Here is a 23312-nt window from a genome sequence, read left to right on the forward strand (position 1 = left end):
CAATCCGCCCTACCCTACACCATAGGCACCCGTTGAGGGCATTTGGCGCTATCATTGTGCGATTGAACCAGCCAACGAGGCAGATAGATGTCGGCAGCAAAAAGTGTTAATGGGTACCTGATCAATCAGGCAAAAGACGGCCAGTGGTGGGTAGACAGCGTCGGCGGCGAAAATATTGCCGGGCCGTTCCCTACCGAAGCGTTGGCGATTGAAGTGGCATCGGTGTTGCAAGATCAACCCGCAGGCCCCAAGCGGCGCGGCAAGGACAAGCCTTGAGCTGAACCTGACACGACGTAGCCCTGCCTTTGCGCAGGGCTTTTTTGTGATTGTCCGCAACGAAGTGGCCATTCGCTATAACCTTTCGATGCAGCCGCTGTCACAGCTTTTAGCCACCATCACTGACGACCACCACGACATGAATAAATTTTTGCCACTGATTGCAGTTCTGGCCCTGAGCGGCTGCGCCACGTCCGAAACCACTTACCTGAAAAATGGCGAACAAGGCCTGAGCATCGACTGCTCCGGGGAAGCCAACGACTGGGCCACCTGCTACGAAAAAGCCGATGCCTCGTGCGCTGGCACCGGTTATCGGATTGTCGGTACCGACGGCACACCTTCGCCGCAGGAAAGCGACAAGACCTTGGGCGTCGACGTCGGCAATTACAAAAACCGCAGCGTGGTGGTGGTCTGCAAGTAGCTCTCCCGTGTTGAGAAACTTGAGCTACGCAAATCCTGTGGGAGCGTGGCTTGCCCGCGAAGAACGATGACGCGTAATACCTGAAAAACCGCGGTGTATTCTTCGCGGGCAAGCCTCGCTCCCACAGGTTCAGTGTCTTAACTTAACGTCATTAGGGCTCCCCCTGCCCTACATATGGATTTCGGCGAATTTGATCCCGAGCCCGCGCACGGTCTCGATTAAATCGTCGAGGCGACTGAAGGACTCGACTTCATCGTTGTCATCCACCAGGAAAAAACTGCGCCCGGCGCTTTTCTTGAAAAACACGATCCACTCCCCCGGATTCGCCGGGTTCTGAATCACGTGGGTGGCAGAGATATGACCCTCTGCATGGCGCTCCCGCACCTGCTCTCGCTTCATGCTTGACTCCAGAAATGACAATGCCGTCAAAGCGCGACTTTGACGGCATCGATGCTGACTGGGGGTAGTTTATCAGCCGGATATGCATGCGGTGGCGGCATTGCGTACATCCCATGGGCGCAATGGCACATTGGAGATGCGCTCATGCAGCTTGATGCTGCTGCCGCCAGAGCGGTCTTCAATTTCAAACACGGCGGCCGGCCCCGACGAGAACTTTTGCGGCACGATAACTCGCACGCCGTCCTTGTGCGGTTCGACTTGCAGGGCTCCACGGCTATCGGCGAGCTTTTCGACCAGGCATTGGGCGTACTCATGGGGATTCTTGCCTGATATCACGCTCATGGTGGGCAGTGTCTCATTGATGTCCGAGACACTCGCACATCCACCCACTGCCAACGCCAACGGCCCGACCAGAACTCCCCACTTCATACAGAACCTCCGATAAAGACCTTCCGACAGCACAAATGCTGGTTTTCTCCGAGGCTCACTGCTTTTATCGCTCATAGAATTCCGTATAACTGTTTTTAATTGTCAAAGCGCACCTCGAGAGCCGGATAATAACCTGTTCGGGCTGATAAACTGCGCCAATCGCCCATGCTATCGTTTTGATTTTGTAGAAAAAGCCCTTCTGGAGGCGCCTCATGAAATTTATCCACCAGCGCGAGCACCTCAACGAAGACGACATCGTCGTCATCCAGTGCTCCCAAATGTGCAACATCCGCTTGATGAACGACGCCAACTTCCGCAGCTTCAAGAATGGCGGCCGTCATACTTACCACGGCGGCGCATTCGACACCTTCCCGGCCCGCATCACTGCGCCAAGCACCGGTTTCTGGAACATCACCATCGACACGGTCAATCGCCGGCCGATCAGCGTGACCCGCAAACCGACCCTGACGCACTCGATCAAAATCATCCGCCGCTCCAGCTCCAAACTGAGCTGAGCCCACACCAAAACAGGCAGGTATGACCGTGGCCCAGACGACCAAATACGTCATCAAATACAAACTCAACGGCGAGCGCCGCTTTGAATTCGCCCAGCTGGAAAACGGCACGGAAGCAGAAGCCAAGGCTGCACTCGACGTCATTCATGGCCAGACTGAAGATGTCATCAGCGAGATCAGCGTGAGCAAAGCGCTGTAAAGCGATCTGGAGCGACAACATGGACGTCTGCTCCCCTTTCGAATTCGACCGCAAGCGCCGGAGTGCCCACTCCCGCAACGCTCACTAAACTGACCGCCTCGACCTTTTGGTCAAGGAGTCAGAACCTTGTTTACCGACCCGATTCATAACGATGCCCTCGACTGGATCACGCTTGCGCAGCAACTCGATCAGGATGGCTGCGCGCTAATCCGGTCGTTTTTAGGCCATCAGTCCTGCGATGAAATAAGCGCCCTGTACGACCGGCCCGAGCCCTTTCGCTCCAAAGTGGTGATGGCTCGCCACGGTTTTGGCCGGGGCGAGTACAAGTACTTCAAGTACCCGTTGCCGGATCCGGTGGCCCGGTTGCGTAGCGCGCTCTACCCTCGACTGGTTCCAATCGCCAATCGCTGGTACGAATCGATGGACCTGCCGACCCGTTTCCCCGAATCGCACGAAGCATTTTTGCAGCGCTGTCATGCCGCCGGTCAGGAACGCCCGACACCTTTGTTGCTGCAATATGGGCCGCAGGACTACAACTGTTTGCATCAGGACCTGTACGGCGAACACGTTTTTCCGCTGCAAGTGGCGATTCTTCTGTCAGAACCGGGGGAAGACTTTACCGGCGGTGAGTTTGTGCTGACGGAACAACGTCCGAGAATGCAGTCGCGCCCGCAAGTCATCGGTCTGAAGAAAGGCGACGCGTTGATTTTTGCCGTGAATCAGCGTCCGGTAAAAGGTGTTCGCGGCTATTACCGAGTAACGATGCGTCATGGCGTGAGTCGCCTGCACAGTGGAAAACGGCATACCCTTGGAATCATCTTTCACGATGCGTTATGACCCCATGAGCCCGATCACTTTTGATCTGTTTGCCGATACAGAACCCGAGCAGCCGTCCAGACGCGAGCAGATTGGCGAACAATCCTACGTGCTTAGAGGCTTTGCCCTGCCCTGGCTCGACCGGTTGCTGCCGGCGCTGGAGGCGGTTCTGGCCGCCGCGCCCTTTCGGCAGATGGTCACGCCCGGCGGCTTTACCATGTCAGTGGCACTGAGCAGTTGCGGCACCTGGGGCTGGACGACTGACCGCAGCGGCTACCAGTACACCCGTAATGATCCGCAGACCGGCGCACCCTGGCCTGAAATGCCTGAGGTGTTTTTCGAGCTGGCGCAAGCGGCGGCACGAGAGGCAGACTTTATGGATTTCGTACCGGACTCCTGCCTGATCAACCGCTATATTCCCGGTGCCAGAATGTCGTTGCATCAGGACAAAGACGAAGGTTCCTACGCGGCTCCCATCGTTTCGGTGTCCTTGGGGTTGCCGGCGACGTTCCTGTTCGGTGGCTTCGAACGCAGCACCAAAAGCCAACGCGTGCCGCTGTTGCACGGCGATATTGTGGTCTGGGGCGGCGTCGACCGTTTGCGTTATCACGGCGTATTGCCGATCAAGGAGGGTTATCACCCTCAGTTGGGCGAACAACGGATCAACTTCACCTTTCGTACCGCGGGATGAAACCGTTGAGTTCGACCGCAAGACCCGGAGTGTGGCGTCTCTGCCGGCTGGTTAATCTGCATGAAACGGGTCAACGGACATGAAGCCATGACAACTCAATCGACAAAAATCGCTACCGAGAACGATCCTCGCTGGGCTGCCGTGGTCGCGCGCGATCCCCGCGCCGACGGGCAGTTTGTGTATGCGGTGAAAACCACCGGCATCTACTGCCGCCCCAGCAGCCTGGCGCGTTTGCCGAAACCGCAGAATGTCGAGTTCTTCGACACCGCCGAGCAAGCTCAGGCGGCGGGTTATCGCCCCAGCAAACGAGCCGCGAAGGATCAAAGCGACGTCGCCGCACAGCACGCCACGACCGTGGCCGCCGCATGCCGTCACATCGAATCCGCCGAGACGTTGCCGGCGCTGAATGAACTGGCGGACGCAGCCGGTCTGAGCAGTTTCCACTTCCATCGCGTGTTCAAGGCCATCACCGGCCTGACGCCCAAGGGCTACGCCACCGCCCATCGTTCACGCAAGGTTCGCGAGCGCCTGGCGGACGGCGGCACGGTCACCGACGCCCTGTATGACGCCGGATTCAACTCCAACAGCCGATTCTATGAGGCCGCGGATCAAGTGCTGGGCATGAAGCCCGGCGATTACCGTGCGGCCGGGCAGAACAATGACATTCGTTTTGCCGTCGGCCAGTGTTCCCTCGGGGCGATTCTGGTGGCGCAAAGTGAGCGCGGCGTCTGCGCGATTCTATTGGGGGACGACCCGCATCAATTGGTCTGTGACCTGCAGGACAAGTTTCGGCGTGCCAACCTGATTGGCGCCGATCATGAGTTCGAGCAGTTGATCGCTAAAGTGGTGGGCTTTATCGAAGCCCCGGCCCTCGGCCTGGACTTGCCGCTGGACGTACGCGGCACGGCATTTCAGGAGCGGGTGTGGCAAGCCCTGCGGGAGATTCCCGCCGGCAGCACCGCCAGTTACGCCGATATCGCTCAACGCATCGGCGCACCGAAAGCCGTGCGCGCCGTGGCCCAGGCCTGTGGTGCGAACAGCCTGGCGGTGGCAATCCCTTGCCATCGCGTGGTGCGCAGCGACGGCAACCTGTCGGGCTATCGCTGGGGCGTGGAGCGCAAGCGTCAGTTGCTGGAACGCGAAAACGCGGCTGAGTCCTGAATGCCGATGTAGACCGCCACGGTCTCCGGGCCGGTGTAGACCTCGAAGTCCGTGGCGAACTTGCGGCGAACCTGCGGGTTATCCTCGAAGTAAGCCCAGACCAGGCCCCACGTCTGGATGACGCTGTCGGGCATCGGCCCTTTGGCGCTGAATACCAGGTAATCGCCGCCCTCAACCTGAATTTGCGCAAAGTCCTCGGAGGGCGCGGTGACCGCTGCACCCGCGGTTACATCGAAGTGACCCGAAGCGTCGGACTCGTAGTTGGAATAGACGCCGTACATAAAGGAATCCGGCTGTTTGTGGGCGATCTTGTCGAAAACGTCCTCAACGAAAAACTGTTCCCACATTGGGCCGATTCGCGCGGTATCTGGCTGCTTTTCTGCGGCATTGAGGGTTCGAACCTGCAACCCAGAGACGCTAAAGGGCAGCACTTCACGCAGCTTTACATCCATTGTCGCTATTTCCTTGTTTCTACAATTTGTCTGTTTGATTGGAACGAAAACGATCAACGATTGACGTCGACTACCACCCGACCACGCAACTGGCCGGCAAGCAGGCGCTGGGCCGCGTCGATGGCTTCACTCAAGCCGATTTCGTGGCTGATCAGCGGCAGCAAGGCAAAGTCCAGATCCTTGGCCAGGCGATTCCAGGCCAGTATCCGCTTGGCTTTGGGTTGGGTCACGCTGTTGATGCCGGCCAGGGTCACACCGCGCAAAATGAACGGCGCAACGGAGGCCGGGAAGTCCATGCCCTGGGCCAGTCCGCAAGCAGCGACGATGCCGTTGGCCCGAGTGCTGGCGCAAGCGTTGGCCAGCGTGTGGCTGCCGACCGAATCGATCACCGCCGCCCAACGTTCCTTGGCCAATGGTTTGCCCGGCTCCGACAACGTGGCGCGATCGATGATTTCACTGGCACCCAATTGCTTGAGGTAGTCGTGCTCGGCGGTGCGGCCGGTGGACGCCACCACGCGATAGCCGAGTTTGTTCAGCAGCGCGATGGCGAAACTGCCTACGCCACCGTTGGCGCCTGTCACCAGCACTTCGCCTTGATCGGGGTTCACACCGTTGTGCTCCAGCGCCAGGATGCTCAGCATCGCTGTGTAACCGGCCGTGCCGATGGCCATCGCTTGCGCGGCGGTGAAGGCTTTGGGCAACGGGATCAGCCAGTCGCCATTCAGGCGAGCTTTCTGCGCCAATCCGCCCCAGTGTCCTTCGCCCACACCCCAGCCATTGAGCAGGACTTGATCACCAACCTTGTAATCCGGATGACCGCTGACTTCGACAGTGCCTGCCAGATCGATCCCCGGCACCATCGGGAATTTGCGCACCACCGGGCTGCTGCCGGTGATCGCCAGGCCATCCTTGAAGTTCAGCGTGCTGTACGCCACACGCACCGTCACATCGCCCTCAGGCAATTGATCATCACTGATCTCTTGCAAGGTGGCCCGGTAACCGTTGTCGTCCTTGTCGATCAAAATACCTTTGAACATCACTGCCTCCCGATGGAATCGCTCAGTTGTCGTGCTGTTGAAATAACACATGAAAACACATCGCCGTAGCCGACTTTAAGCCAATCCTCAAACTCGACTGGCCTTGCGTCAGTCATTACTGATACAAATTCGCTTCTACCGACGTTGGAGAACACTGCACATGAGTCAATGGCCAGACACCCGCATTCTTGACCTGCTCGGGATCGAACTGCCGATCATCCAGGGCCCCTTGGCCGGCGCGACAACGTCGGCCATGGTGATTGCGGTGAGCAACGCTGGCGGCCTGGGCTCGATGCCCGCCGCGATGCTGAGCATCGAGCAGTTGCGCGAGGAGCTGAAAACGATTCGCCAACACACCCAGCGCCCGTTCAGCGTGAATTTCTTCTGCCATCAACCTCCGGCCCCCGATGAGCAACGCGCACGGGACTGGAAAAACCTGCTGGAACCGTATTACCGGGAACTGGGTGTCGACTTCGACGCGCCGACGCCAGTGTCCAATCGCGCACCGTTCGATCATGCGGCCTGCGAAGTGATCGAAGAATTTCGTCCCGCAGTGGTGAGTTTTCACTTTGGCTTGCCGGAAAAGTCTCTATTGGATCGGGTAAAAGCTACCGGGGCGAAAATTCTCTCTTCGGCGACTACCGTCGAAGAGGCCATCTGGTTGGAACAGCATGGTTGCGACGCGATCATCGCCATGGGTTACGAGGCCGGCGGTCACCGGGGGATGTTCCTCAGTGATGACCTGAGCAGCCAGGTAGGGACATTTGCCCTGGTGCCACAAATCGTCGATGCGGTGAAAGTGCCGGTAATTGCGGCGGGCGGGATTGGAGATGCGCGGGGTGTCGCGGCGGCTTTTCTGCTGGGCGCTTCGGCGGTCCAGGTGGGTACGGCTTATTTGTTCACGCCGGAGGCCAAGGTCAGCGCTTCTCACCAAAAGGCGTTGCGAACGGCTAAGGAGAGCGAAACGGCGGTTACCAATATTTTCACCGGCCGCCCGGCACGCGGGATTCTCAATCGGGTGATGCGTGAACTGGGGCCGATGAGCGCCAAGGCGCCGACGTTCCCCCTGGCGGGCGGTGCGTTGATGCCGCTGCGGGCCAAAGGGGAAGCGGACTTCAGCAGCCTTTGGGCCGGGCAGGCGTTCACGTTGGGGGTTGAAATGACTTCGGCAGAGCTGACCCGGCGGTTGGCGGATGAGGCGTTGGCCAAACTGACTCGCTGCTAGACAGCGACCAACAAAAAACTGTGGCTAGGGGGTTTCCTGTGGTGAGGGCGCTTCCTGTGATGAAGGGGCTTTCCTGTGGCGAGGGAGCTTGCTCCCGCTGGGTCGCGAAGCGGCCCACGACTGCTTCGCAGCCGAACGGGAGCAAGCTCCCTCGCCACAGGCAAGCCCCCTCGCCACAGGAGCCGCTTCATCACAGTTCAACTCTCTTCACGCTGCTAGAAAGTTCCGTTTACAGGCAATTCGCTATATATTCCGCTATATAGCGTTTCACTCGCCTACCACGGAGCCGTTCCATGACCATTCGTGCCTCACGTTTTGCCCCCGCGTGCCTGTTCACCGTGTTCGCTTTCGGGTCCGCCCAGGCGGATGAAGTCCAGGTCGCCGTTGCTGCCAACTTCACCGCGCCGATCCAGGCCATTGCGGCCGACTTCGAGAAAGACACCGGGCACAAACTGGTCACCTCCTTTGGTGCAACCGGCCAGTTTTACACCCAGATCAAGAACGGCGCGCCGTTCGAAGTGTTCCTCTCGGCAGACGACACCACCCCGAAAAAACTTGAAGCCGAAGGCGACACGGTCAAAGGCTCGCGCTTCACCTACGCCATCGGCACCCTGGCGCTGTGGTCGGCCAAGGACGGTTATGTCGACGCCAAGGGCAAGGTGCTGAGCGACAATCAGTATCAACATCTGTCCATCGCCAACCCGAAAGCCGCCCCGTATGGCCTGGCTGCCACTCAAGTGCTGGCCAAACAGGGGCTGACCGATAAGGTCAAAGACAAGATCGTTGAAGGCCAGAACATCACCCAGGCCTACCAGTTCGTGTCCACTGGTAATGCCGAACTCGGTTTTGTGGCCTTGTCGCAGATCTACAAAGACGGCAAAGTCACCAGCGGTTCGGCCTGGATCGTGCCGGCCGATCTGCATGACCCGATCAAACAAGACGCGGTGATCCTCAATAAGGGCAAGGACAACCCGGCTGCCAAGGCGCTGGTTGACTACCTCAAAGGTCCGAAAGCCGCCGCTGTCATCAAATCCTACGGTTACCAACTCTAAATGACGCTATCGAGTGCCGATTATTCCGCCATCTGGCTGACTCTCAAACTGGCGTCCCTGACGACCGTGATCCTGTTGGTCATCGGCACTCCGATTGCGTTATGGCTGTCGCGCACCCGGTCCTGGCTGCGCGGCCCGATCGGGGCGATCGTCGCCCTGCCCCTGGTGCTGCCGCCCACGGTGATTGGCTTTTATTTGTTGCTGGCGCTCGGTCCTAACGGGTGGGTCGGCCAGTTCACCCAATCGCTAGGGCTCGGCACCTTGACCTTCAGTTTTGCGGGGTTGGTGATCGGTTCGGTGCTGTACTCGATGCCGTTCGTGGTCCAGCCACTGCAAAATGCTTTTTCCGCCATTGGCACTCGCCCACTGGAAGTGGCTGCAACCTTGCGCGCCAACCCCTGGGACACGTTCTTCAGCGTGATTGTGCCGCTGGCCCGTCCCGGTTTCATCACCGCGGCCATTCTCGGTTTCGCCCACACCGTCGGCGAGTTCGGCGTAGTACTGATGATCGGCGGCAACATTCCCGACAAGACTCGCGTGGTCTCGGTGCAGATCTACGATCACGTCGAAGCCATGGAATACGCCCAGGCTCATTGGCTGGCCGGGGCGATGCTGGTGTTCTCGTTTGCAGTATTGCTGGCGCTCTACTCCAGCCGTAAAACCAAAGCGGTCTGGAGCTGATCGATGATTCATGCGCGCTTGAAACTGAATTATTCGGGATTCTCCCTGGATGTGGACCTGCAACTGCCCGGCCGCGGAGTGACCGCGCTTTACGGCCATTCCGGCTCGGGAAAAACCACCTGCCTGCGCTGCATCGCCGGCCTGGAACAGGCCGGGCAGGGTTTTATTCAGGTCAACGATGAAGTCTGGGAAGACAGCGACAAGGGGATTTTTGTCCCGCCGCATAAACGCGCTTTGGGTTATGTCTTCCAGGAAGCCAGCCTGTTCCCGCATTTATCGGTGCGGGCCAATCTGGAGTTCGGCCTCAGACGTATTCCCCGCCAACAGCGCCGGGTCGACATGGCCCATGCCACTGAGTTGCTGGGGATTGGCCATTTGCTGGCCCGTGATCCGCAGAACCTTTCTGGCGGCGAGCGCCAGCGGATCGGCATCGCTCGTGCCCTGCTCACCAGCCCGAAACTATTGCTGATGGATGAGCCGCTGGCGGCGCTCGATACCCAGCGTAAGAACGAAATCCTTCCGTATCTGCAACGGCTGCACGATGAGCTGGACATCCCGGTGCTGTACGTCAGCCACTCCCAGGATGAAGTCGCGCGGCTCGCCGACCACCTCGTTCTGCTCAGCAACGGCAAGGCTTTGGCCAGCGGCGCCATCGGCGAAACCCTGGCCCGGCTCGATCTGCCGCTGGCGCTGGGCGACGATGCCGGCGTGGTGATCGAAGGACACGTCAGCGCCTATGACGCCGACTACCAGTTGTTGACTTTGCAACTGCCCAACACGGAGCTGAGCATTCGGGTCGCCCATTCGCCGATGGCCGAGGGCCAGGCGCTGCGCTGCAAGGTCCAGGCGCGGGATGTCAGCCTGAGCCTGCAAGGCGTCGAGCAAAGCAGCATTCTCAATCGCCTGCCGGTCACGGTGATCAGTGAAATCGGTGCCGATAACGCCGCTCACGTACTGATCCGCCTGAACGCGGCCGGCACACCGCTACTGGCGCGAATCACCCGCTATTCCCGGGATCAGTTGAGCCTGCACCCCGGACAGCAACTCTGGGCGCAAATCAAAGCAGTGGCGGTGCTGGCCTGAATTCGTCGGCACCCCGACGATGGCGCGCGGTCAATGGCTTAACGCCCCATGATTCGTCGCCCAGGATTGCCCGCCATGCCAGATACCGCGTTGCCCGATGTTCTGCCGCCCGACCTGCATTACGTCGATGACAGCCAGCCCGGCATCACCCGCAAACTCCTGCGCGGCAAGTTTTGCTACTTTGACCCGGCGGGGCAACGCATTACCGATCCGGATGAAATCAAGCGCATCAATGCACTCGCGGTGCCGCCCGCCTACACCGATGTGTGGATTTGCGCCGACCCGCGCGGCCATCTGCAAGCCACCGGCCGCGACGCTCGCGGTCGCAAGCAATACCGTTATCACCCGCGCTGGCGAGAAGTGCGCGATGCCGACAAATACTCGCGTTTGCGGGACTTCGGCCTGGCCCTGCCGAAACTGCGCAAGCAACTGGAAGCGCTGCTGGCGGCCCCCGGCTTCAGCCGCGACAAGGTCATGGCCACGGTGATTACCTTGCTCGATGCGACGCTGATCCGGGTCGGCAACACGCAATACGCCCGGGACAACCGCTCATATGGCCTGACGACCCTGCGCAACCGTCACGTCGAGGTCAACGGCAGCGCAATCCTGTTCCAGTTTCGCGGCAAGAGCGGAATCGAGCACCAGATCACCGTAAAAGACCGCCGCCTGGCGCGAATCATCAAACGCTGCCTGGAAATCCCCGGGCAAAACCTCTTTCAGTATCTGGATGAAAACGGCGAGCGGCACACCATCAGTTCCTCCGACGTCAACGCCTACTTGCAGACGCTGACCGGCGCCGATTTCACCGCCAAGGACTACCGCACTTGGGCCGGCAGTGCATTGGCATTGGCGGTACTGCGCGAGTTGCAGTGGGAATCGGAAGCCGACGCGAAGCGGCATGTGGTGGAAATGGTCAAGAACGTCGCCCGACAGTTGGGCAACACTCCGGCGGTTTGCCGCAAGTGCTACATCCATCCGGCGGTCGTCGATGGTTTCATGCAGGGCGCATTATCCAAACTGCCGCGATCAAGAGGACGTAAAAGGTTGAGGGCAGAAGAAGTCGCGTTGGCTGTGCTTCTGGAGAAGCTTATCGAGACGGCTGAAACACCCTAAGACCTCTTCGAGGCGAACTAAACCGACGAACTGACCTGTCCTTTTTTTGCGTGATTGCAAAGGGCTTCTATGCTTGATCTGAATACGAATAGCTTCGGTGACGCCATGGAAGACATTTTCGTTGTGAAACGCTGCAACAAGATCATCATTCATGGCCGCCGGGCCGGAGAACCCGATCACCCGCCACCCGATGCTGCCGTCTGGTATCGCATTACCGATACCCGCACTCGCGGCTTCATCGGTGACGGCTTTGATCTTGAAGAGGACGCCGCGCGCGAATGTCGGCGGCTTAACGCGGTCAGCTCGCCGAAGTCCCGGCAGGCCTGAAGCTGGCCTGTTTTATTTCCGGGTCTATACTTAGAGGTGCTGAAGGATCAGCGACCCATCGGCAGAAAGCTCGCTCCCCGCGGGCTTTTTGTTGCCCTTTACCCGATTTCTTTGAACGGAGGTGTATGTCATGTCCGAGAAAGAGTCCATCACCACCCTGCTCACCCTGCTTGACTCCCGTCAGGCGCGCCTTGCCGCCGCGTGCAAGGAAATCGCCGACTGGGTTGATAATCAAGGGGGGCATCCGACAGCCCTCAGGATTCGCGATCGTCTGAACGACATCGAGAAAGACACGCCGCAGATTCGCAGCGCGCTCTCTTCACTCAAACCTGTAGAGCCGCCGCTGCCTCGGTTCAGATGAGTCGACCCAAGTACTTGAGCCAAGCACAAAGCCCCCTTCAGGGCACCTGAACGGTGACAATCGTCACCAGGCTTATACCTGCCTGTCATGCGCAATACACCCACCCGGCCAAATTTGCCGGGATTTTTTTGTTTGTGTCTTTTCCCATTTCACACGGCCTTCACAACTCATCCCCTACAGTGCATCCACTCCTTTCAAGAAATCCCCCTGGCCCGCCCGCATGCGGGCCTTTTTTTGCCTGTTATATAGCGAACGAACGCCCTCGCCCGCCTGTCGAACGTTTACACATCACGAAGGAGATGTCCCATGGTCACTCACTTCAAAGTCGGCGGGCACCTGGCCTGCGGACACAAAGGCAGCAACCTGACGTCAAGCAGCATACTGACCCGGGTGAAATGCCGAAGCTGCCGAAACACCGATGCGTTCAAAGAAGCACGCAAAGACGAACGCAACGCTGCCCGTCGCGCCGCACGCAAGGCCAAAGCCACCCACACCGCCAGTGACTGGCGCGCAGCCTGGACCCAGCGGCTGATCGAAATGCCTGGTTTGCAAAGACTGCCGCGCGGTTTCACCGGCCAGCCATTCGTGTAGCTGACTCCCACCCTCAACAGGGGGGCGCTATACGAGAGGAAATACTGCAGAGGCGCTGGCCAACCCTCAGTCGATAGCAAGGACAAGAACAGCAAACCGCTGAATATTCCCGACAATGCCCAGGTCATCACGTATTACTACAGCGTTGAGAACCTGCCGCAGGCCAAGATCGATTGTGAAACCGGTGTTGGGAAATGGACGCAGAAGTAGCTGCTTTATGAGCTGAAGGTACTCAGGGTCGATACAGGCGAGATAGCGAGCATCGCGGCTGAAATTCTTGTGACGGGTATCAACGATAGAGCCTGTCAAAAATTGAGAGGCAGAAACGACAAAGGCCTGCATGAGAAACCTCATGCAGGCCTTTGATAAATATGGTGCCCGAAGCCGGAATCGAACCGGCACGCCCTTACGAGCGGGGGATTTTAAGTCCCATGCGTCTACCAGTTTCGCCATTCGGGCGGTAGCGCGGTAAAGCGGTAAAGCGGTCTGAAGACTGACCAATAACGATCTGGCAGTTCTGACGCTTGTGCAACAGAGGGGGAAATATATACATCCCGCCCCGGTGAAGCAAGTTCGCAAAGATCCTTTTCAAGACTAAATCTTGCAGGACTGCGAAAATAAAAAAGCTCCGTAGATCATAGATCTACGGAGCTCGTTTAAAGTGGAGGCCGAAGTCGGAATCGAACCGGCGTAGGTGGATTTGCAATCCACTGCATAACCATTTTGCTATTCGGCCTCAAATATCTGATGTCAGTAGCACAACATCAAACGTGTAAACTCGTATCTGGAAACAAGATTCTAATCTAGTATCCAACCCTTTGAAATCTAAGGGGTTTTCGTGTTCCCTAAGCAGGAATGGACGCAATTCTGGACTGGTTCGAAAGGCATGTCAAGAACTGGAGAAAAATAATTCCACGTCCATCCCGTCATCCTTAAAAGATCGCAGCCTTCGGCGGCTCCTACATGGGTCGCGTACATCCGTAGGAGCTGCCGAAGGCTGCGATCTTTTGATCTTGTGCCCTTTAATGACTGACCGCCACCACCCGTTGCAACCGCTGCCGATACTGACTGGGCGTTTCCTGCATTTCATGGCGGAAGTGTCGATTGAAATTCGACAGGTTGGCATAACCCACTTCAAAGCAGATATCTGCAACGCTGAAACTGCTTTGCGCCAGCAAACGGCAGGCGCGCTGGACCCGCAGTTTGCGTGTCAGGTCGACGAAGGTATGGCCAGTGGCGCGCTTGAAGAATTTGGAGAAGGCCGGTTCGTTCATGTCCAGGCGCTGGGCGATGACGGACATCCGCAACTCATCCGCAAGGTCGTTGAGGATGTAGTCGAAGACAATACTCATGCGCTGGGCCGTCAATGCGTCGAGCATCGGCGCATATTGCAGGCTGGCGAGCGTCTGTCGCTCGGTGTCGGGGGCCGATGCCAACAACTGCAGCAACGACAGGAACAGGCACAGCCTCTGTAATCCTTGGCACTGACCGATTTCTTCCATCAGTCGGGCCGCTTTTTTACGGGTCACGCCATGAAACTGGATGCCCTGGGCCGCCTGACGAAACAGGCTTTGCAATTCGCTGAGTTCGGGGACCTTGTCGCGCAGTTGCATCAACATCTGACCATCGAATTGCAACACGACGTCGCGGCCGGCAATCACCTCCCCTTTGCCCAGGTCGCTGATCCAGTCGTGAGGCAGGCCTGGACCGATCAGGGCGACGTGGCCGGCCTCGAACAGGCCGATGTAGTCACCCGCCAATAGCCGACCACTGCCTTCGCGGATCAGGTGGATCTCGAATTCCGGATGATGATTCCAACGCGCAAGGTCGAAGGGATAGTCATGCTCGTACCAACGAAAGCTGTGCTGGGGCTCGTTCAGAATGACTTCAAGCGCTGGCGGCTTGTCTGCGGTTACGTGATGGTTCATCACCCTGGCGATTCCATTTTTGTTGGTTTTATCAAGGCTACCGCGAAGCCGGGACGAATCGAAGAGATTCGAAACTCCACGGCGCTGTTATCAGATTCACACTAAGCAGACAGCAAGCCTAGCGCCCTGTGTGGCGGTCACTGATACTTTTTTTCCACTGTCCTGCCCGGTTAAAAAAGTATCAGTGCGGTGTATGCCGTTCATTTGTTCACCACTTGGGTTGCTGTAATCCTGTGGTCATCCCGTTGCGGCTATGACTCGCATCGTGGATTACAACAACAATAAGTGCCTCTGCCGCCCAAGGCGCAGAGCGGAGAACACGATGAAGATCATCCCAAGCGCGTTTTTTCTATCCGCCGGCCTGTCCTCTGCCCTGCTCTGCCAGGCTGCCGAAACGGTGACCATCGCCACGGTGAACAACAGCGACATGATCCGCATGCAGCGGTTGTCCAAAACGTTCGAACAGCTGCACCCGGACGTGAAGCTCAACTGGGTGGTACTCGAAGAGAACGTGTTGCGTCAGCGCCTGACCACCGACATTGCCACTCAGGGCGGTCAGTTCGACGTGCTTACCATCGGCACCTACGAGACGCCTCTGTGGGGCGCCAAGCATTGGCTGGAGCCGATGACGGACCTGCCCGCCGGCTATGACCTCGAAGATATTTTCCCCTCGGTTCGCCAGGGACTGTCAGTCAACGACACGCTCTATGCCCTGCCGTTTTATGGCGAAAGTACCATCACCTATTACCGAACCGACTTGTTCAAGAACGCCGGCCTGAGCATGCCCGAGCACCCGACCTGGACGCAGCTCGGCGAGTTCGCCGGCAAGCTGCACCAGCCGGACAAAGAGCAGTATGGAATGTGCCTGCGCGGCAAGGCTGGTTGGGGTGAAAACATGGCGCTGCTGACCACCATGTCCAACGCCTTCGGTGCACGCTGGTTCAACGAGCAGTGGCAGCCGCAACTCACCGGGCCGGAATGGACCGCCGCCGCGAACTTCTACGTCAACACCCTCAAGCAGTACGGCCCGCCGGGCGTTTCGAGCAATGGCTTCAACGAGACACTGGCCCTGTTCAACAGCGGAAAATGTGCAATCTGGGTCGATGCCAGCGTCGCAGGCTCCTTCATCACCGATACAACTCAAAGCAAGGTCGCCGATAAGGTCGGCTTCGTCGCGGCCCCCACGCAGGTCACCGACAAGGGTTCGTCCTGGCTCTATGCCTGGTCGCTGGCCATCCCCGCGACGTCCAAACACAAGGAAGCCGCCAAAGCCTTTGTGACGTGGGCGACCTCCAAGGACTACATCCAACTGGTCGCCGAGAAAGATGGCATCACCAACGTACCGCCGGGCACTCGCATGTCCACCTACAGCGACGCTTATTTGCAGGCTGCGCCCTTCGCCGGTGTCACGCTGAAAATGATGCAGCACGCCGACCCTGCACACCCGTCAGCCCAACCCGTGCCCTACGTCGGTATCCAGTACGTGACCATTCCTGAGTTCCAGGCCATCGGTACGTCGGTCGGCAAGCTGCTGTCTGCGGCGCTCACCGGGCAGATGCCGGTTGAGCAGGCTCTGGCCTCGGCCCAGCAAACCACCGAACGCGAGATGAAGCGCGCTGGTTATCCAAAATAGCAACATACCGATAAATCAAGACGCAGAACCAGTGGGGGAACCTGTAGGAGCGAGGCTTGCCCGCGAAGAATGCGCCGCGGTTTTTCAGGTATTACGCGTCATCGTTCTTCGCGGGCAAGCCTCGCTCCTACAGGGGGGGCTTCGCAGACTGACGACCGCATTTAATGCCCTCAACGGGGGCGTCTCTCTTTAGCTCTAACGATTGGATGGGAAAAATGAAACGTTTGGAAGGAAAAAGCGCCCTTATCACCGGTTCTGCCAGAGGCATCGGAAGAACGTTCGCGCAAGCCTATATCCGCGAAGGCGCCACGGTCGCGATCGCAGACATCAACCTGGAACGCGCGCAAGCCACCGCGGCCGAGCTGGGGCCCAATGCCTATGCGGTCGAGATGGACGTGACTGATCAGCAATCCATCGACGGGGCCATCTCAGCGGTCATCGCGACCACAGGCAAGCTCGATATCCTGATCAACAACGCGGCACTGTTTGATCTCGCGCCGATTACCGAGATTTCTCGCGACAGCTACGAACGGCTGTTCTCGATCAACGTTTCCGGCACCCTGTTCACGCTGCAGGCCGCGGCCAAACAGATGATCAGCCAGGGCCACGGCGGCAAGATCATCAACATGGCCAGTCAGGCCGGTCGGCGCGGTGAAGCGCTTGTCGCGGTGTATTGCGCGACCAAAGCAGCGGTGATCAGCCTCACGCAATCGGCCGGTCTCAATCTCATTCCCCATAACATCAACGTGAATGCCATCGCACCGGGCGTGGTGGACGGTGAGCATTGGGATGGCGTCGATGCGCTGTTCGCCAAATATGAGAACCGGCCGCTTGGGGAAAAGAAAAGGCTGGCGGGTCAGGAAGTACCCTATGGACGCATGGGCACGGCAGACGATCTTGTCGGCATGGCGATCTTCCTGGCATCAAACGAGAGTGAGTATGTCGTGGCGCAAACCTATAACGTCGATGGCGGCAACTGGATGAGCTGACGAGTATCGAACCCGAATTAAAGCCCGTACCGAACAGGCCATGTCTACTGCACCGTAGACATGGCCTGCTCGTTCCCGTCCGGCCCTCAATGCCCGCGAATGTAGTGCTCCAGTTGCCGAATCAAATCCGCCTGCTCGACGATGGCTTCCTTGACCAGATCGCCAATCGACAACAGCCCGATCAGTTCACCGCTCTCAAGCACGGGCAGATGGCGCAAATGACTGTCGGTCATGACCGCCATGCAGCGCTCAATGCTCTGCTGACTGTCGGCGGTCACCACCGGCGCGCTCATGATCTCGCGCACCGGTGTACCGACCGAAGAACGGCCCTGTAGCACCACCTTGCGCGCATAGTCGCGCTCGCTGATGACACCGACCACCTGCCCGTCTTCAATGACGGGCAACGCGCCGACGTTCTTCTCGGCCATCATTTTCAGGGCGTCGAGAACCATCTGGTCCGGTGCGATGCTGTGCACCTGCTGGTTTTGCACGACTTTCAGTTTGAGCAACTGTGCGGCTGTCTTCATCAACGTTCTCCGATACGGTTCAGGGCAGCGATCAAGCCGCCGCGACTTCCACGATGCCGGCGTTCAGGCGCACCGGCCACACCCGCAGGCGCTGCTCCGGGTACTCCAGGCAGCTGCCGTCTTCAAGACGGAAATGCTGCTTGTAGATCGGCGACGCCACCACCAGATCACCCTTGAGGCTGCCGATCAGTCCGCGGCCGATGACGTTCGCGCCGGATTGCGGATCATGGTTGTCGATGGCGTAGAGGGTGCGGCCCTCGGCGTGCGGCAGGTAGAACAGCGCCACCTGCGCGCCGTCGAGCCAGACCACGACGCCGGAGTTGCTGACCAGATCCTGCTGACTGCACACCGCCTGCCAGGCCTGAGCATTGGCCGCGGTTGCAGGGATTTCGACACGCTGGGTAGTGGACTGGCTCATCAGGCATTCTCCTCGGTGACAGGGATAAGGTTGAGTTCGGCGGCCATGATCGGCCGGCGCTGACCGCGCTCCTGAACAAAATGGATGTCCGGGTCCGGGCGTTGATCGTTGACGAAGGTGCGGAAGCGCTTGAGTTTTTCCGGGTCTTTGAGGGCGTTGGCCCATTCGCATTCGTAGCGGTTGACCACCAGTTGCATCTGCGATTCGAGTTCCGCGCCGAGGCCCAGGCTGTCGTTGATGACCACGTCCTTGAGGTAATCCAGGCCGCCCTCCAGGCTTTCGCGCCAGACCGAGGTGCGCTGCAATTTGTCGGCGGTGCGGATGTAGAACATCAGGAAGCGGTCGATGTAACGGATCAGGGTTTCATCGTCCAGGTCAGTGGCGAACAGCTCGGCGTGGCGTGGGCGCATGCCGCCGTTACCGGCCACGTAGAGGTTCCAGCCGTTCTCGGTGGCGATCACGCCCACGTCTTTGCTCTGCGCCTCGGCACATTCACGGGTGCAGCCGGAGACCGCGAACTTGAGTTTGTGCGGCGAGCGCAGGCCTTTGTAGCGATCCTCGAGGGTCAGGGCCATTTTCACGCTGTCCTGCACGCCGTAACGGCACCAGGTGCTGCCGACGCAAGACTTCACCGTGCGGGTCGATTTGCCGTAGGCATGCCCGGTTTCGAAACCGGCCTCAATCAGCTCGGACCAGATGTCCGGCAACTGATGCAACTGCGCGCCGAACAGGTCGATCCGCTGGCCGCCGGTGATTTTGGTGTAGAGGTCGTATTTCTTCGCCACCACGCCAATCGCGATCAGCTTGTCGGCGGTGATCTCGCCCCCGGCGATGCGCGGCACCACCGAATAGGTGCCGTTTTTCTGCATGTTGGCCATGAAGGTGTCGTTGGTGTCCTGCAACGGCACCAGCGAAGCGTCCATGATCGGCTGGTTCCAGCACGAGGCGAGGATCGAGCCCACCGCCGGTTTGCACACGTCGCAACCGGTGTGGCCGCGACCGTGCTTGGCCAGCAGTTCTTCGAAGGTGATCACCCCTTCTACCCGCACCAGCGCATAGAGTTCCTGACGGGTGTAGGCGAAGTGTTCGCACAGGCTCTTGTCGACACTGACGCCACGGGCAATCAACTCGTGTTCGAACACTTGCTTGAGCAGCCCCGCGCAACCGCCGCAACCGGTGCACGCCTTGGTCTGCGATTTGAGCAGGCCCAGGTCTGTGCAGCCGCCGTCGATGGCCGAGCAGATCGAGCCCTTGGTGACGTTATGGCACGAACAAACGGTCGCCGACTCAGGCAGCGCGCCCGGGCCCAGGGTTGGCGCGCCGGTGGACGATGGCAGAATCAGGCTGGCGGGTTCCGACGGCAAGGCAATGCCGTTCTGCATGTATTGCAGCAGGGTGTCGTAATAACTGTTGTCGCCGACCAGCACCGCGCCGAGCACGCGTTTGCTGTCAGCATCCACCACCAGGCGACGGTAGCTGGCCGTGGCTTCATCGATGAATTGATAGCTGCGCGCCCCCGGCGTCTGGGCGTGAGCATCGCCGATGGAGCCGACATCGACGCCGAGCAGCTTGAGCTTGGTCGACATGTCGGCGCCCTGGAACGGCTCCGCCACTTGATTGCACAGCAGCGTCGCGACGCCACGGGCCATTTGATAACCGGGGGCTACGAGACCGAAGAGGCTGCCGTTCCAGGCGGCACACTCGCCGATGGCGTAGATATTCGGATCACTGGTCAGGCACTGATCGTCAATCACCACGCCGCCACGCGGACCGATGTCCAGCGCACATTGGCGGGCCAGCGCGTCTTGCGCGCGGATGCCGGCAGAGAACACGATCAGGTCGGCTTCGAGGAATTCGTCATTGGCAAAATTCATCCGGTAGCGGTACTGCTCGCCGGCACTGATCGACTGCGTGCCACGGGACAGGTGCACACCCACGCCGAGCCGCTCGATTTGCGCCTTCAGCGCCAGGCCACCCTGCTCGTCCAGCTGCACCGGCATCAGGCGTGGGGCAAATTCCACCACATGCGCTTCCAGGCCCAGGCTTTTCAGGGCGTTGGCGGCTTCCAGGCCAAGCAGGCCACCGCCGACTACTACGCCGCGCCGGGCATTGGCCGCAGCGGCACGAATCGCGTCGAGGTCTTCGAGGGTGCGATAGACCAGGCGCGAGTCACCTTCCGCACCTTCAATAGGCGGCACAAACGGATAAGAACCGGTGGCCAGAACCAGTTTGTCGTACGAGACGCAACCTTGTGCGGTGATCACCTGACGGCGGTCACGGTCGATTTCCAGCACCGGCACGCCCAAATGCAGAGTGACGCCCGGCGTCTGGTACAGAGAGGCTTCGCCCAGGGCCAGCGACTCGGCATCGCGACCGCCGAAATACTCGGACAGATGCACCCGGTCGTAGGCGCGCATCGGCTCTTCGCTGAAGACATGCAGGCGATAGTGGTCAAGGGCGCCGCGCTCGATGAGCTGCTCGACACAATGATGTCCGACCATGCCATTGCCGATCACGATCAGTGTTTGCAGTTTGTTCAACGCGGCAACATTGGAATTCATAGTAAGCACCCAGCCAAAGCCAATCACGGTTAAAAAAGCAAAAAAAAACGCCTGAAACCTCTCGGTTTCAGGCGTCTTTGCCTGTTCTTCGCGGTGTTCGACCTGGCGCCTTCGCCGGATCCACCGATGTTGCCCACGACCTGCTCGGCCGGTCGATCTTCGTTGATCGAGTGGGCTGCCCATCTGTTTTCGATGGACCTGAGGGGAACAATGCAGCCTTTGTGCCAGTCTGCGGTGTATGACTTCCTCAGTGCTGGAAAACCGGCCTCTGAACGATGGGAAAATGTGATAAAGACACCGGCCCACGCGGGTCTCATCGGGCGCGAGCCAACTTTGCAGGCCCCTGCGAGCGGGTGGGCGGACGTTGGAGCTGAAGGAAGGAATAGCTCAGGAAACCGCTTCGCACTGGTGCATGGTGCCAGGCATGGCTCTTTAAAAGTGCATGCAGCTACGTTCTATTTGGGCTTGAGCAATGCCAGTGAGTTAAGCGCGAATCCCTGTGGGAGCGGCGGTGCGACGATTCGACTTGCTCGCGAAAGCGGCGTGTCAGGCGACATCAATACTGACTGTGCCGCCGTCTTCGCGAGCAAGCCCGCTCCCACAGGGATTCGCAACATTGCCGGAATGCGCGTGTTTAAAAGCCATGTTGTCCCGAGGCCGCGACCTTTTGGCGCATGACCGGCGGGCCATCGATTGAGCGCCATAGCGCAACAGTTTGTTAACATCCGTGCGCTTTTTTTCGTCTGATTGATCAGCCACTGTAGATTCCCGGTCGCTACACAGGATGCTTTTTTCCATGAGTACGTTGTATACCCGTCGCACGGTCCTGCAAGGCATGAGCCTGTTGAGCCTTGGCCTGCTCGCCGGCTGCGATGACAGCAGCAAGCTGTCGTTCAAGTACGGCAAGGACCTCAGCGACAAGATCATGGGGCGCACCTTCAAACTCAAGGACGCCCAGGGCGAAACCCGGATGCTGGGCAGCTACCGTGGCCTGATGCCGATGGTTTTTTTCGGTTTCACCCAATGTCCGGCGGTTTGCCCGACGACGCTGGCCCGTGCGGCACAGGCGAAAAAACTGATGGGCCGCGATGGCGAACGCCTGCAAGTGATCTTCATCACCCTGGACCCCGAACGCGATACGCCGCAAATGCTCGACGCCTACGTCAAAGCCTTCGATCCGAGTTTCGAGGCGTTGCACGGTACGCTGGAAGAAACCGCCGCCACCGCCAAGGAGTTCGGTGTGTTTTTTGAAAAGATCCCGAGCGGCTCGACCTATACCCTCTCCCACACCGCGACCAGCTTCGTTTTCGACTCCCGAGGCACTTTGCGCCTGGGGCTGTCCGCGTCCCTTACCGCTCAAGAGTGTGCAGAAGACCTGCTCACCGTCATGGAGGTCTGCTGATGACTTCGATCTACGCACCACGTATTAAACAGCTGGCCCTGGGCCTTTTCCTGATCGGCATGGCCTGCCAGGTGTCCGCTCAAACCCAGGTGAACGACGCCTGGGTCCGCGCGACGGTGGCCGGCCAGCATTCGACCGGCGCCTTCATGACCCTGCAGGCCGACAGCGACAGCAAATTGCTCAGCGTGCAGTCGCCGGTCGCGAACACCGTGCAAATTCACCAATCCAGCATGAAAGACGATGTGATGAGCATGAGCCAGGTCGAGTCCGTCGCGCTGCCGGCTGGCAAACCGGTGAGCTTTGATCCCCATGGCTACCACATCATGTTGATGGACCTGACGACTCAGGTTAAGGAAGGCGACAAAGTGCCGCTGACCCTGACCGTGGAAAACGCCAAGGGCGAAAAAGAGACGATCAAGGTTGACGCCGAGACTCGGGCGCTCGGTATGCACGATCACAGCAAGATGCATTGAGAGGCTCAATCCCGGCCTGTCCGAACGCCGGTGTTGCGGCGGTGTTCGGCTCGCGCTGAGAATTATCAGCGACACTTCGTAAATAACGAATTATTGGTAAAGAATATTCGATTTTTCTTCGCCGCAATCTCCCCGCTAGCATAACCCTGTCGGCTCCAGAACAAGTCCAGACAGGGAGAACGACATGCAACCCCTGAACATCGGTGAACTCTGGATGTGGGTCACCTTCATTGCCTTCGTCATCGCCATGCTGGCTTTGGATCTGTTTGTTTTCGGCGGGCGCAAGGCGCATCGGGTATCGGTGCGCGAGGCGTCTAGCTGGGTGATTGCGTGGAGTGCGCTAACGCTGACCTTCGCGGGATTGCTCTGGTGGTACTTGAATGGCGAGTTCGGGCCCGAGATCGCCCAGCGCAAAATCCTCGAATTCCTCACGGGCTATCTGATCGAACAGTCGCTGTCGATCGACAACATGTTTGTCTTCGTGATGATTTTCAGCTACTTCGCCGTACCTGCGGAGTTACAGCGTCGAGTGTTGTTGTACGGTGTGCTCGG

At 58.9% G+C, this 23312-nt stretch carries 29 protein-coding genes and 2 tRNA genes; 20 read left to right on the plus strand and 11 right to left on the minus strand.

Going from position 1 to position 23312, the window contains the following annotated elements:
• The first annotated feature begins 87 nt into the window (after positions 1-87).
• Both ACQKPC_RS07770 and ACQKPC_RS07775 read left to right on the plus strand, forming a co-directional pair.
• Entirely contained in the window at positions 88-276 is a 189-nt protein-coding gene (locus ACQKPC_RS07770; RefSeq protein ID WP_007900038.1) for a hypothetical protein, read from the plus strand.
• A gap of 139 nt (positions 277-415) precedes the next feature.
• Entirely contained in the window at positions 416-697 is a 282-nt protein-coding gene (locus ACQKPC_RS07775; RefSeq protein WP_123495387.1) for a hypothetical protein, read from the plus strand.
• Between the two features lie 168 nt (positions 698-865).
• Here the strand turns inward: ACQKPC_RS07775 and ACQKPC_RS07780 are convergent, their stop codons facing one another.
• Together ACQKPC_RS07780 and ACQKPC_RS07785 are read right to left on the minus strand one after the other, a co-directional pair.
• Complete coding sequence (locus tag ACQKPC_RS07780) at positions 866-1096, minus strand: hypothetical protein (RefSeq protein ID WP_007935641.1); 231 nt, start codon at positions 1094-1096, stop codon at positions 866-868.
• Positions 1097-1168: 72 nt separating this feature from the next.
• Entirely contained in the window at positions 1169-1525 is a 357-nt protein-coding gene (locus ACQKPC_RS07785) for a hypothetical protein (protein ID WP_427623976.1), read from the minus strand.
• Between the two features lie 212 nt (positions 1526-1737).
• Between ACQKPC_RS07785 and ACQKPC_RS07790 the strand changes: the two genes are divergently transcribed.
• The 5 genes from ACQKPC_RS07790 to ada all read left to right on the plus strand — a co-directional run bounded on the left by ACQKPC_RS07790 (position 1738) and on the right by ada (position 4907).
• Positions 1738-2040 carry a DUF1883 domain-containing protein gene (locus ACQKPC_RS07790; protein ID WP_007900033.1) on the plus strand — a complete coding sequence of 101 codons (303 nt, stop codon included), beginning with the start codon at positions 1738-1740 and terminating at the stop codon, positions 2038-2040.
• Between the two features lie 28 nt (positions 2041-2068).
• Positions 2069-2239: a hypothetical protein gene (locus ACQKPC_RS07795; protein WP_162130638.1), complete on the plus strand. Its 171-nt coding sequence runs from the start codon at positions 2069-2071 to the stop codon at positions 2237-2239.
• Positions 2240-2365: 126 nt separating this feature from the next.
• Positions 2366-3076, plus strand: coding sequence for a 2OG-Fe(II) oxygenase (locus tag ACQKPC_RS07800; protein WP_427623978.1), 711 nt, complete (start codon positions 2366-2368; stop codon positions 3074-3076).
• Complete coding sequence (gene alkB, locus ACQKPC_RS07805; protein WP_427623980.1) at positions 3066-3746, plus strand: DNA oxidative demethylase AlkB; 681 nt, start codon at positions 3066-3068, stop codon at positions 3744-3746. The genes ACQKPC_RS07800 and alkB overlap by 11 nt, the downstream gene beginning before the upstream one ends.
• An 87-nt stretch (positions 3747-3833) precedes the next feature.
• Positions 3834-4907 (plus strand): bifunctional DNA-binding transcriptional regulator/O6-methylguanine-DNA methyltransferase Ada, encoded by a 1074-nt coding sequence (gene ada / locus ACQKPC_RS07810; RefSeq protein ID WP_427623981.1) that lies wholly within the window; start codon positions 3834-3836, stop codon positions 4905-4907.
• On the opposite strand, the gene ACQKPC_RS07815 is transcribed toward ada, so the two are convergent.
• Together ACQKPC_RS07815 and ACQKPC_RS07820 are read right to left on the minus strand one after the other, a co-directional pair.
• The gene (locus ACQKPC_RS07815) at positions 4871-5359 is read right to left on the minus strand and encodes a GyrI-like domain-containing protein (RefSeq protein ID WP_427623983.1); all 489 of its coding nucleotides are present in this window, start codon (positions 5357-5359) and stop codon (positions 4871-4873) included. The two genes, ada and ACQKPC_RS07815, sit on opposite strands and share 37 nt — an antisense overlap.
• A 53-nt stretch (positions 5360-5412) precedes the next feature.
• Complete coding sequence (locus tag ACQKPC_RS07820) at positions 5413-6396, minus strand: MDR family oxidoreductase (protein WP_427623985.1); 984 nt, start codon at positions 6394-6396, stop codon at positions 5413-5415.
• A 160-nt stretch (positions 6397-6556) separates the two neighbouring features.
• Here ACQKPC_RS07820 and ACQKPC_RS07825 point away from each other — a divergent pair, with 160 nt between their 5' ends.
• The 8 genes from ACQKPC_RS07825 to ACQKPC_RS07860 all read left to right on the plus strand — a co-directional run bounded on the left by ACQKPC_RS07825 (position 6557) and on the right by ACQKPC_RS07860 (position 12829).
• On the plus strand, positions 6557-7621 hold the full coding sequence (locus ACQKPC_RS07825) for an NAD(P)H-dependent flavin oxidoreductase (protein ID WP_427623987.1): 1065 nt from the start codon (positions 6557-6559) through the stop codon (positions 7619-7621).
• A gap of 293 nt (positions 7622-7914) precedes the next feature.
• Complete coding sequence (gene modA, locus ACQKPC_RS07830) at positions 7915-8673, plus strand: molybdate ABC transporter substrate-binding protein (RefSeq protein WP_427623988.1); 759 nt, start codon at positions 7915-7917, stop codon at positions 8671-8673.
• On the plus strand, positions 8674-9354 hold the full coding sequence (modB, locus tag ACQKPC_RS07835) for a molybdate ABC transporter permease subunit (RefSeq protein WP_427623990.1): 681 nt from the start codon (positions 8674-8676) through the stop codon (positions 9352-9354).
• A 3-nt stretch (positions 9355-9357) separates the two neighbouring features.
• Positions 9358-10437 carry a molybdenum ABC transporter ATP-binding protein gene (gene modC / locus ACQKPC_RS07840; protein ID WP_427623991.1) on the plus strand — a complete coding sequence of 360 codons (1080 nt, stop codon included), beginning with the start codon at positions 9358-9360 and terminating at the stop codon, positions 10435-10437.
• Between the two features lie 75 nt (positions 10438-10512).
• A complete protein-coding gene (locus ACQKPC_RS07845) occupies positions 10513-11550 on the plus strand; it encodes a DNA topoisomerase IB (RefSeq protein ID WP_427623993.1) in 1038 nt (345 codons plus the stop codon).
• A gap of 69 nt (positions 11551-11619) precedes the next feature.
• Complete coding sequence (locus tag ACQKPC_RS07850; protein WP_007900018.1) at positions 11620-11877, plus strand: hypothetical protein; 258 nt, start codon at positions 11620-11622, stop codon at positions 11875-11877.
• Between the two features lie 130 nt (positions 11878-12007).
• Positions 12008-12238, plus strand: coding sequence for a hypothetical protein (locus ACQKPC_RS07855; RefSeq protein WP_008012835.1), 231 nt, complete (start codon positions 12008-12010; stop codon positions 12236-12238).
• 306 nt (positions 12239-12544) lie between these two features.
• Positions 12545-12829, plus strand: coding sequence for a hypothetical protein (locus ACQKPC_RS07860; RefSeq protein ID WP_427623994.1), 285 nt, complete (start codon positions 12545-12547; stop codon positions 12827-12829).
• A 66-nt stretch (positions 12830-12895) separates the two neighbouring features.
• Here ACQKPC_RS07860 and ACQKPC_RS07865 read toward each other — a convergent pair whose 3' ends face one another.
• The 4 genes from ACQKPC_RS07865 to ACQKPC_RS07880 all read right to left on the minus strand — a co-directional run bounded on the left by ACQKPC_RS07865 (position 12896) and on the right by ACQKPC_RS07880 (position 14757).
• A complete protein-coding gene (locus ACQKPC_RS07865) occupies positions 12896-13171 on the minus strand; it encodes a hypothetical protein (RefSeq protein WP_427624011.1) in 276 nt (91 codons plus the stop codon).
• A gap of 30 nt (positions 13172-13201) precedes the next feature.
• Positions 13202-13288 (minus strand) — tRNA-Leu (locus ACQKPC_RS07870).
• A gap of 203 nt (positions 13289-13491) precedes the next feature.
• A tRNA-Cys gene (locus tag ACQKPC_RS07875) sits at positions 13492-13565 on the minus strand.
• Between the two features lie 286 nt (positions 13566-13851).
• Positions 13852-14757 carry a helix-turn-helix domain-containing protein gene (locus tag ACQKPC_RS07880; RefSeq protein ID WP_427623995.1) on the minus strand — a complete coding sequence of 302 codons (906 nt, stop codon included), beginning with the start codon at positions 14755-14757 and terminating at the stop codon, positions 13852-13854.
• Between the two features lie 322 nt (positions 14758-15079).
• On the opposite strand from ACQKPC_RS07880, the gene ACQKPC_RS07885 reads away from it, so the two are divergent.
• Both ACQKPC_RS07885 and ACQKPC_RS07890 read left to right on the plus strand, forming a co-directional pair.
• Positions 15080-16390 (plus strand): ABC transporter substrate-binding protein, encoded by a 1311-nt coding sequence (locus ACQKPC_RS07885; RefSeq protein WP_427623996.1) that lies wholly within the window; start codon positions 15080-15082, stop codon positions 16388-16390.
• 215 nt (positions 16391-16605) lie between these two features.
• A complete protein-coding gene (locus ACQKPC_RS07890; RefSeq protein ID WP_427623998.1) occupies positions 16606-17379 on the plus strand; it encodes an L-iditol 2-dehydrogenase in 774 nt (257 codons plus the stop codon).
• A gap of 86 nt (positions 17380-17465) precedes the next feature.
• Here ACQKPC_RS07890 and ACQKPC_RS07895 read toward each other — a convergent pair whose 3' ends face one another.
• Genes ACQKPC_RS07895 through nirB form a run of 3 tightly spaced genes read right to left on the minus strand, consistent with a single transcriptional unit; the run spans position 17466 to position 20885 of the window.
• Positions 17466-17906, minus strand: a complete 441-nt coding sequence (locus ACQKPC_RS07895) for a CBS domain-containing protein (RefSeq protein WP_008071340.1) — start codon at positions 17904-17906, stop codon at positions 17466-17468.
• 31 nt (positions 17907-17937) lie between these two features.
• Complete coding sequence (gene nirD / locus ACQKPC_RS07900) at positions 17938-18324, minus strand: nitrite reductase small subunit NirD (RefSeq protein WP_427624000.1); 387 nt, start codon at positions 18322-18324, stop codon at positions 17938-17940.
• Positions 18324-20885 (minus strand): nitrite reductase large subunit NirB, encoded by a 2562-nt coding sequence (gene nirB, locus ACQKPC_RS07905; RefSeq protein WP_427624001.1) that lies wholly within the window; start codon positions 20883-20885, stop codon positions 18324-18326. The genes nirD and nirB overlap by 1 nt, the downstream gene beginning before the upstream one ends.
• Before the next feature lie 796 nt (positions 20886-21681).
• On the opposite strand from nirB, the gene ACQKPC_RS07910 reads away from it, so the two are divergent.
• The 3 genes from ACQKPC_RS07910 to ACQKPC_RS07920 all read left to right on the plus strand — a co-directional run.
• The gene (locus ACQKPC_RS07910; RefSeq protein ID WP_008013467.1) at positions 21682-22287 is read left to right on the plus strand and encodes an SCO family protein; all 606 of its coding nucleotides are present in this window, start codon (positions 21682-21684) and stop codon (positions 22285-22287) included.
• Positions 22287-22760: a copper chaperone PCu(A)C gene (locus ACQKPC_RS07915; RefSeq protein ID WP_427624003.1), complete on the plus strand. Its 474-nt coding sequence runs from the start codon at positions 22287-22289 to the stop codon at positions 22758-22760. Before ACQKPC_RS07910 ends, ACQKPC_RS07915 begins: the two co-directional genes overlap by 1 nt.
• A 184-nt stretch (positions 22761-22944) precedes the next feature.
• A partial coding sequence (locus ACQKPC_RS07920) for a TerC family protein (RefSeq protein WP_427624004.1) occupies positions 22945-23312 on the plus strand: 368 nt, incomplete at its 3' end.

This window comes from Pseudomonas sp. NPDC089918 (assembly GCF_050280605.1).
GTDB lineage: Bacteria > Pseudomonadota > Gammaproteobacteria > Pseudomonadales > Pseudomonadaceae > Aquipseudomonas.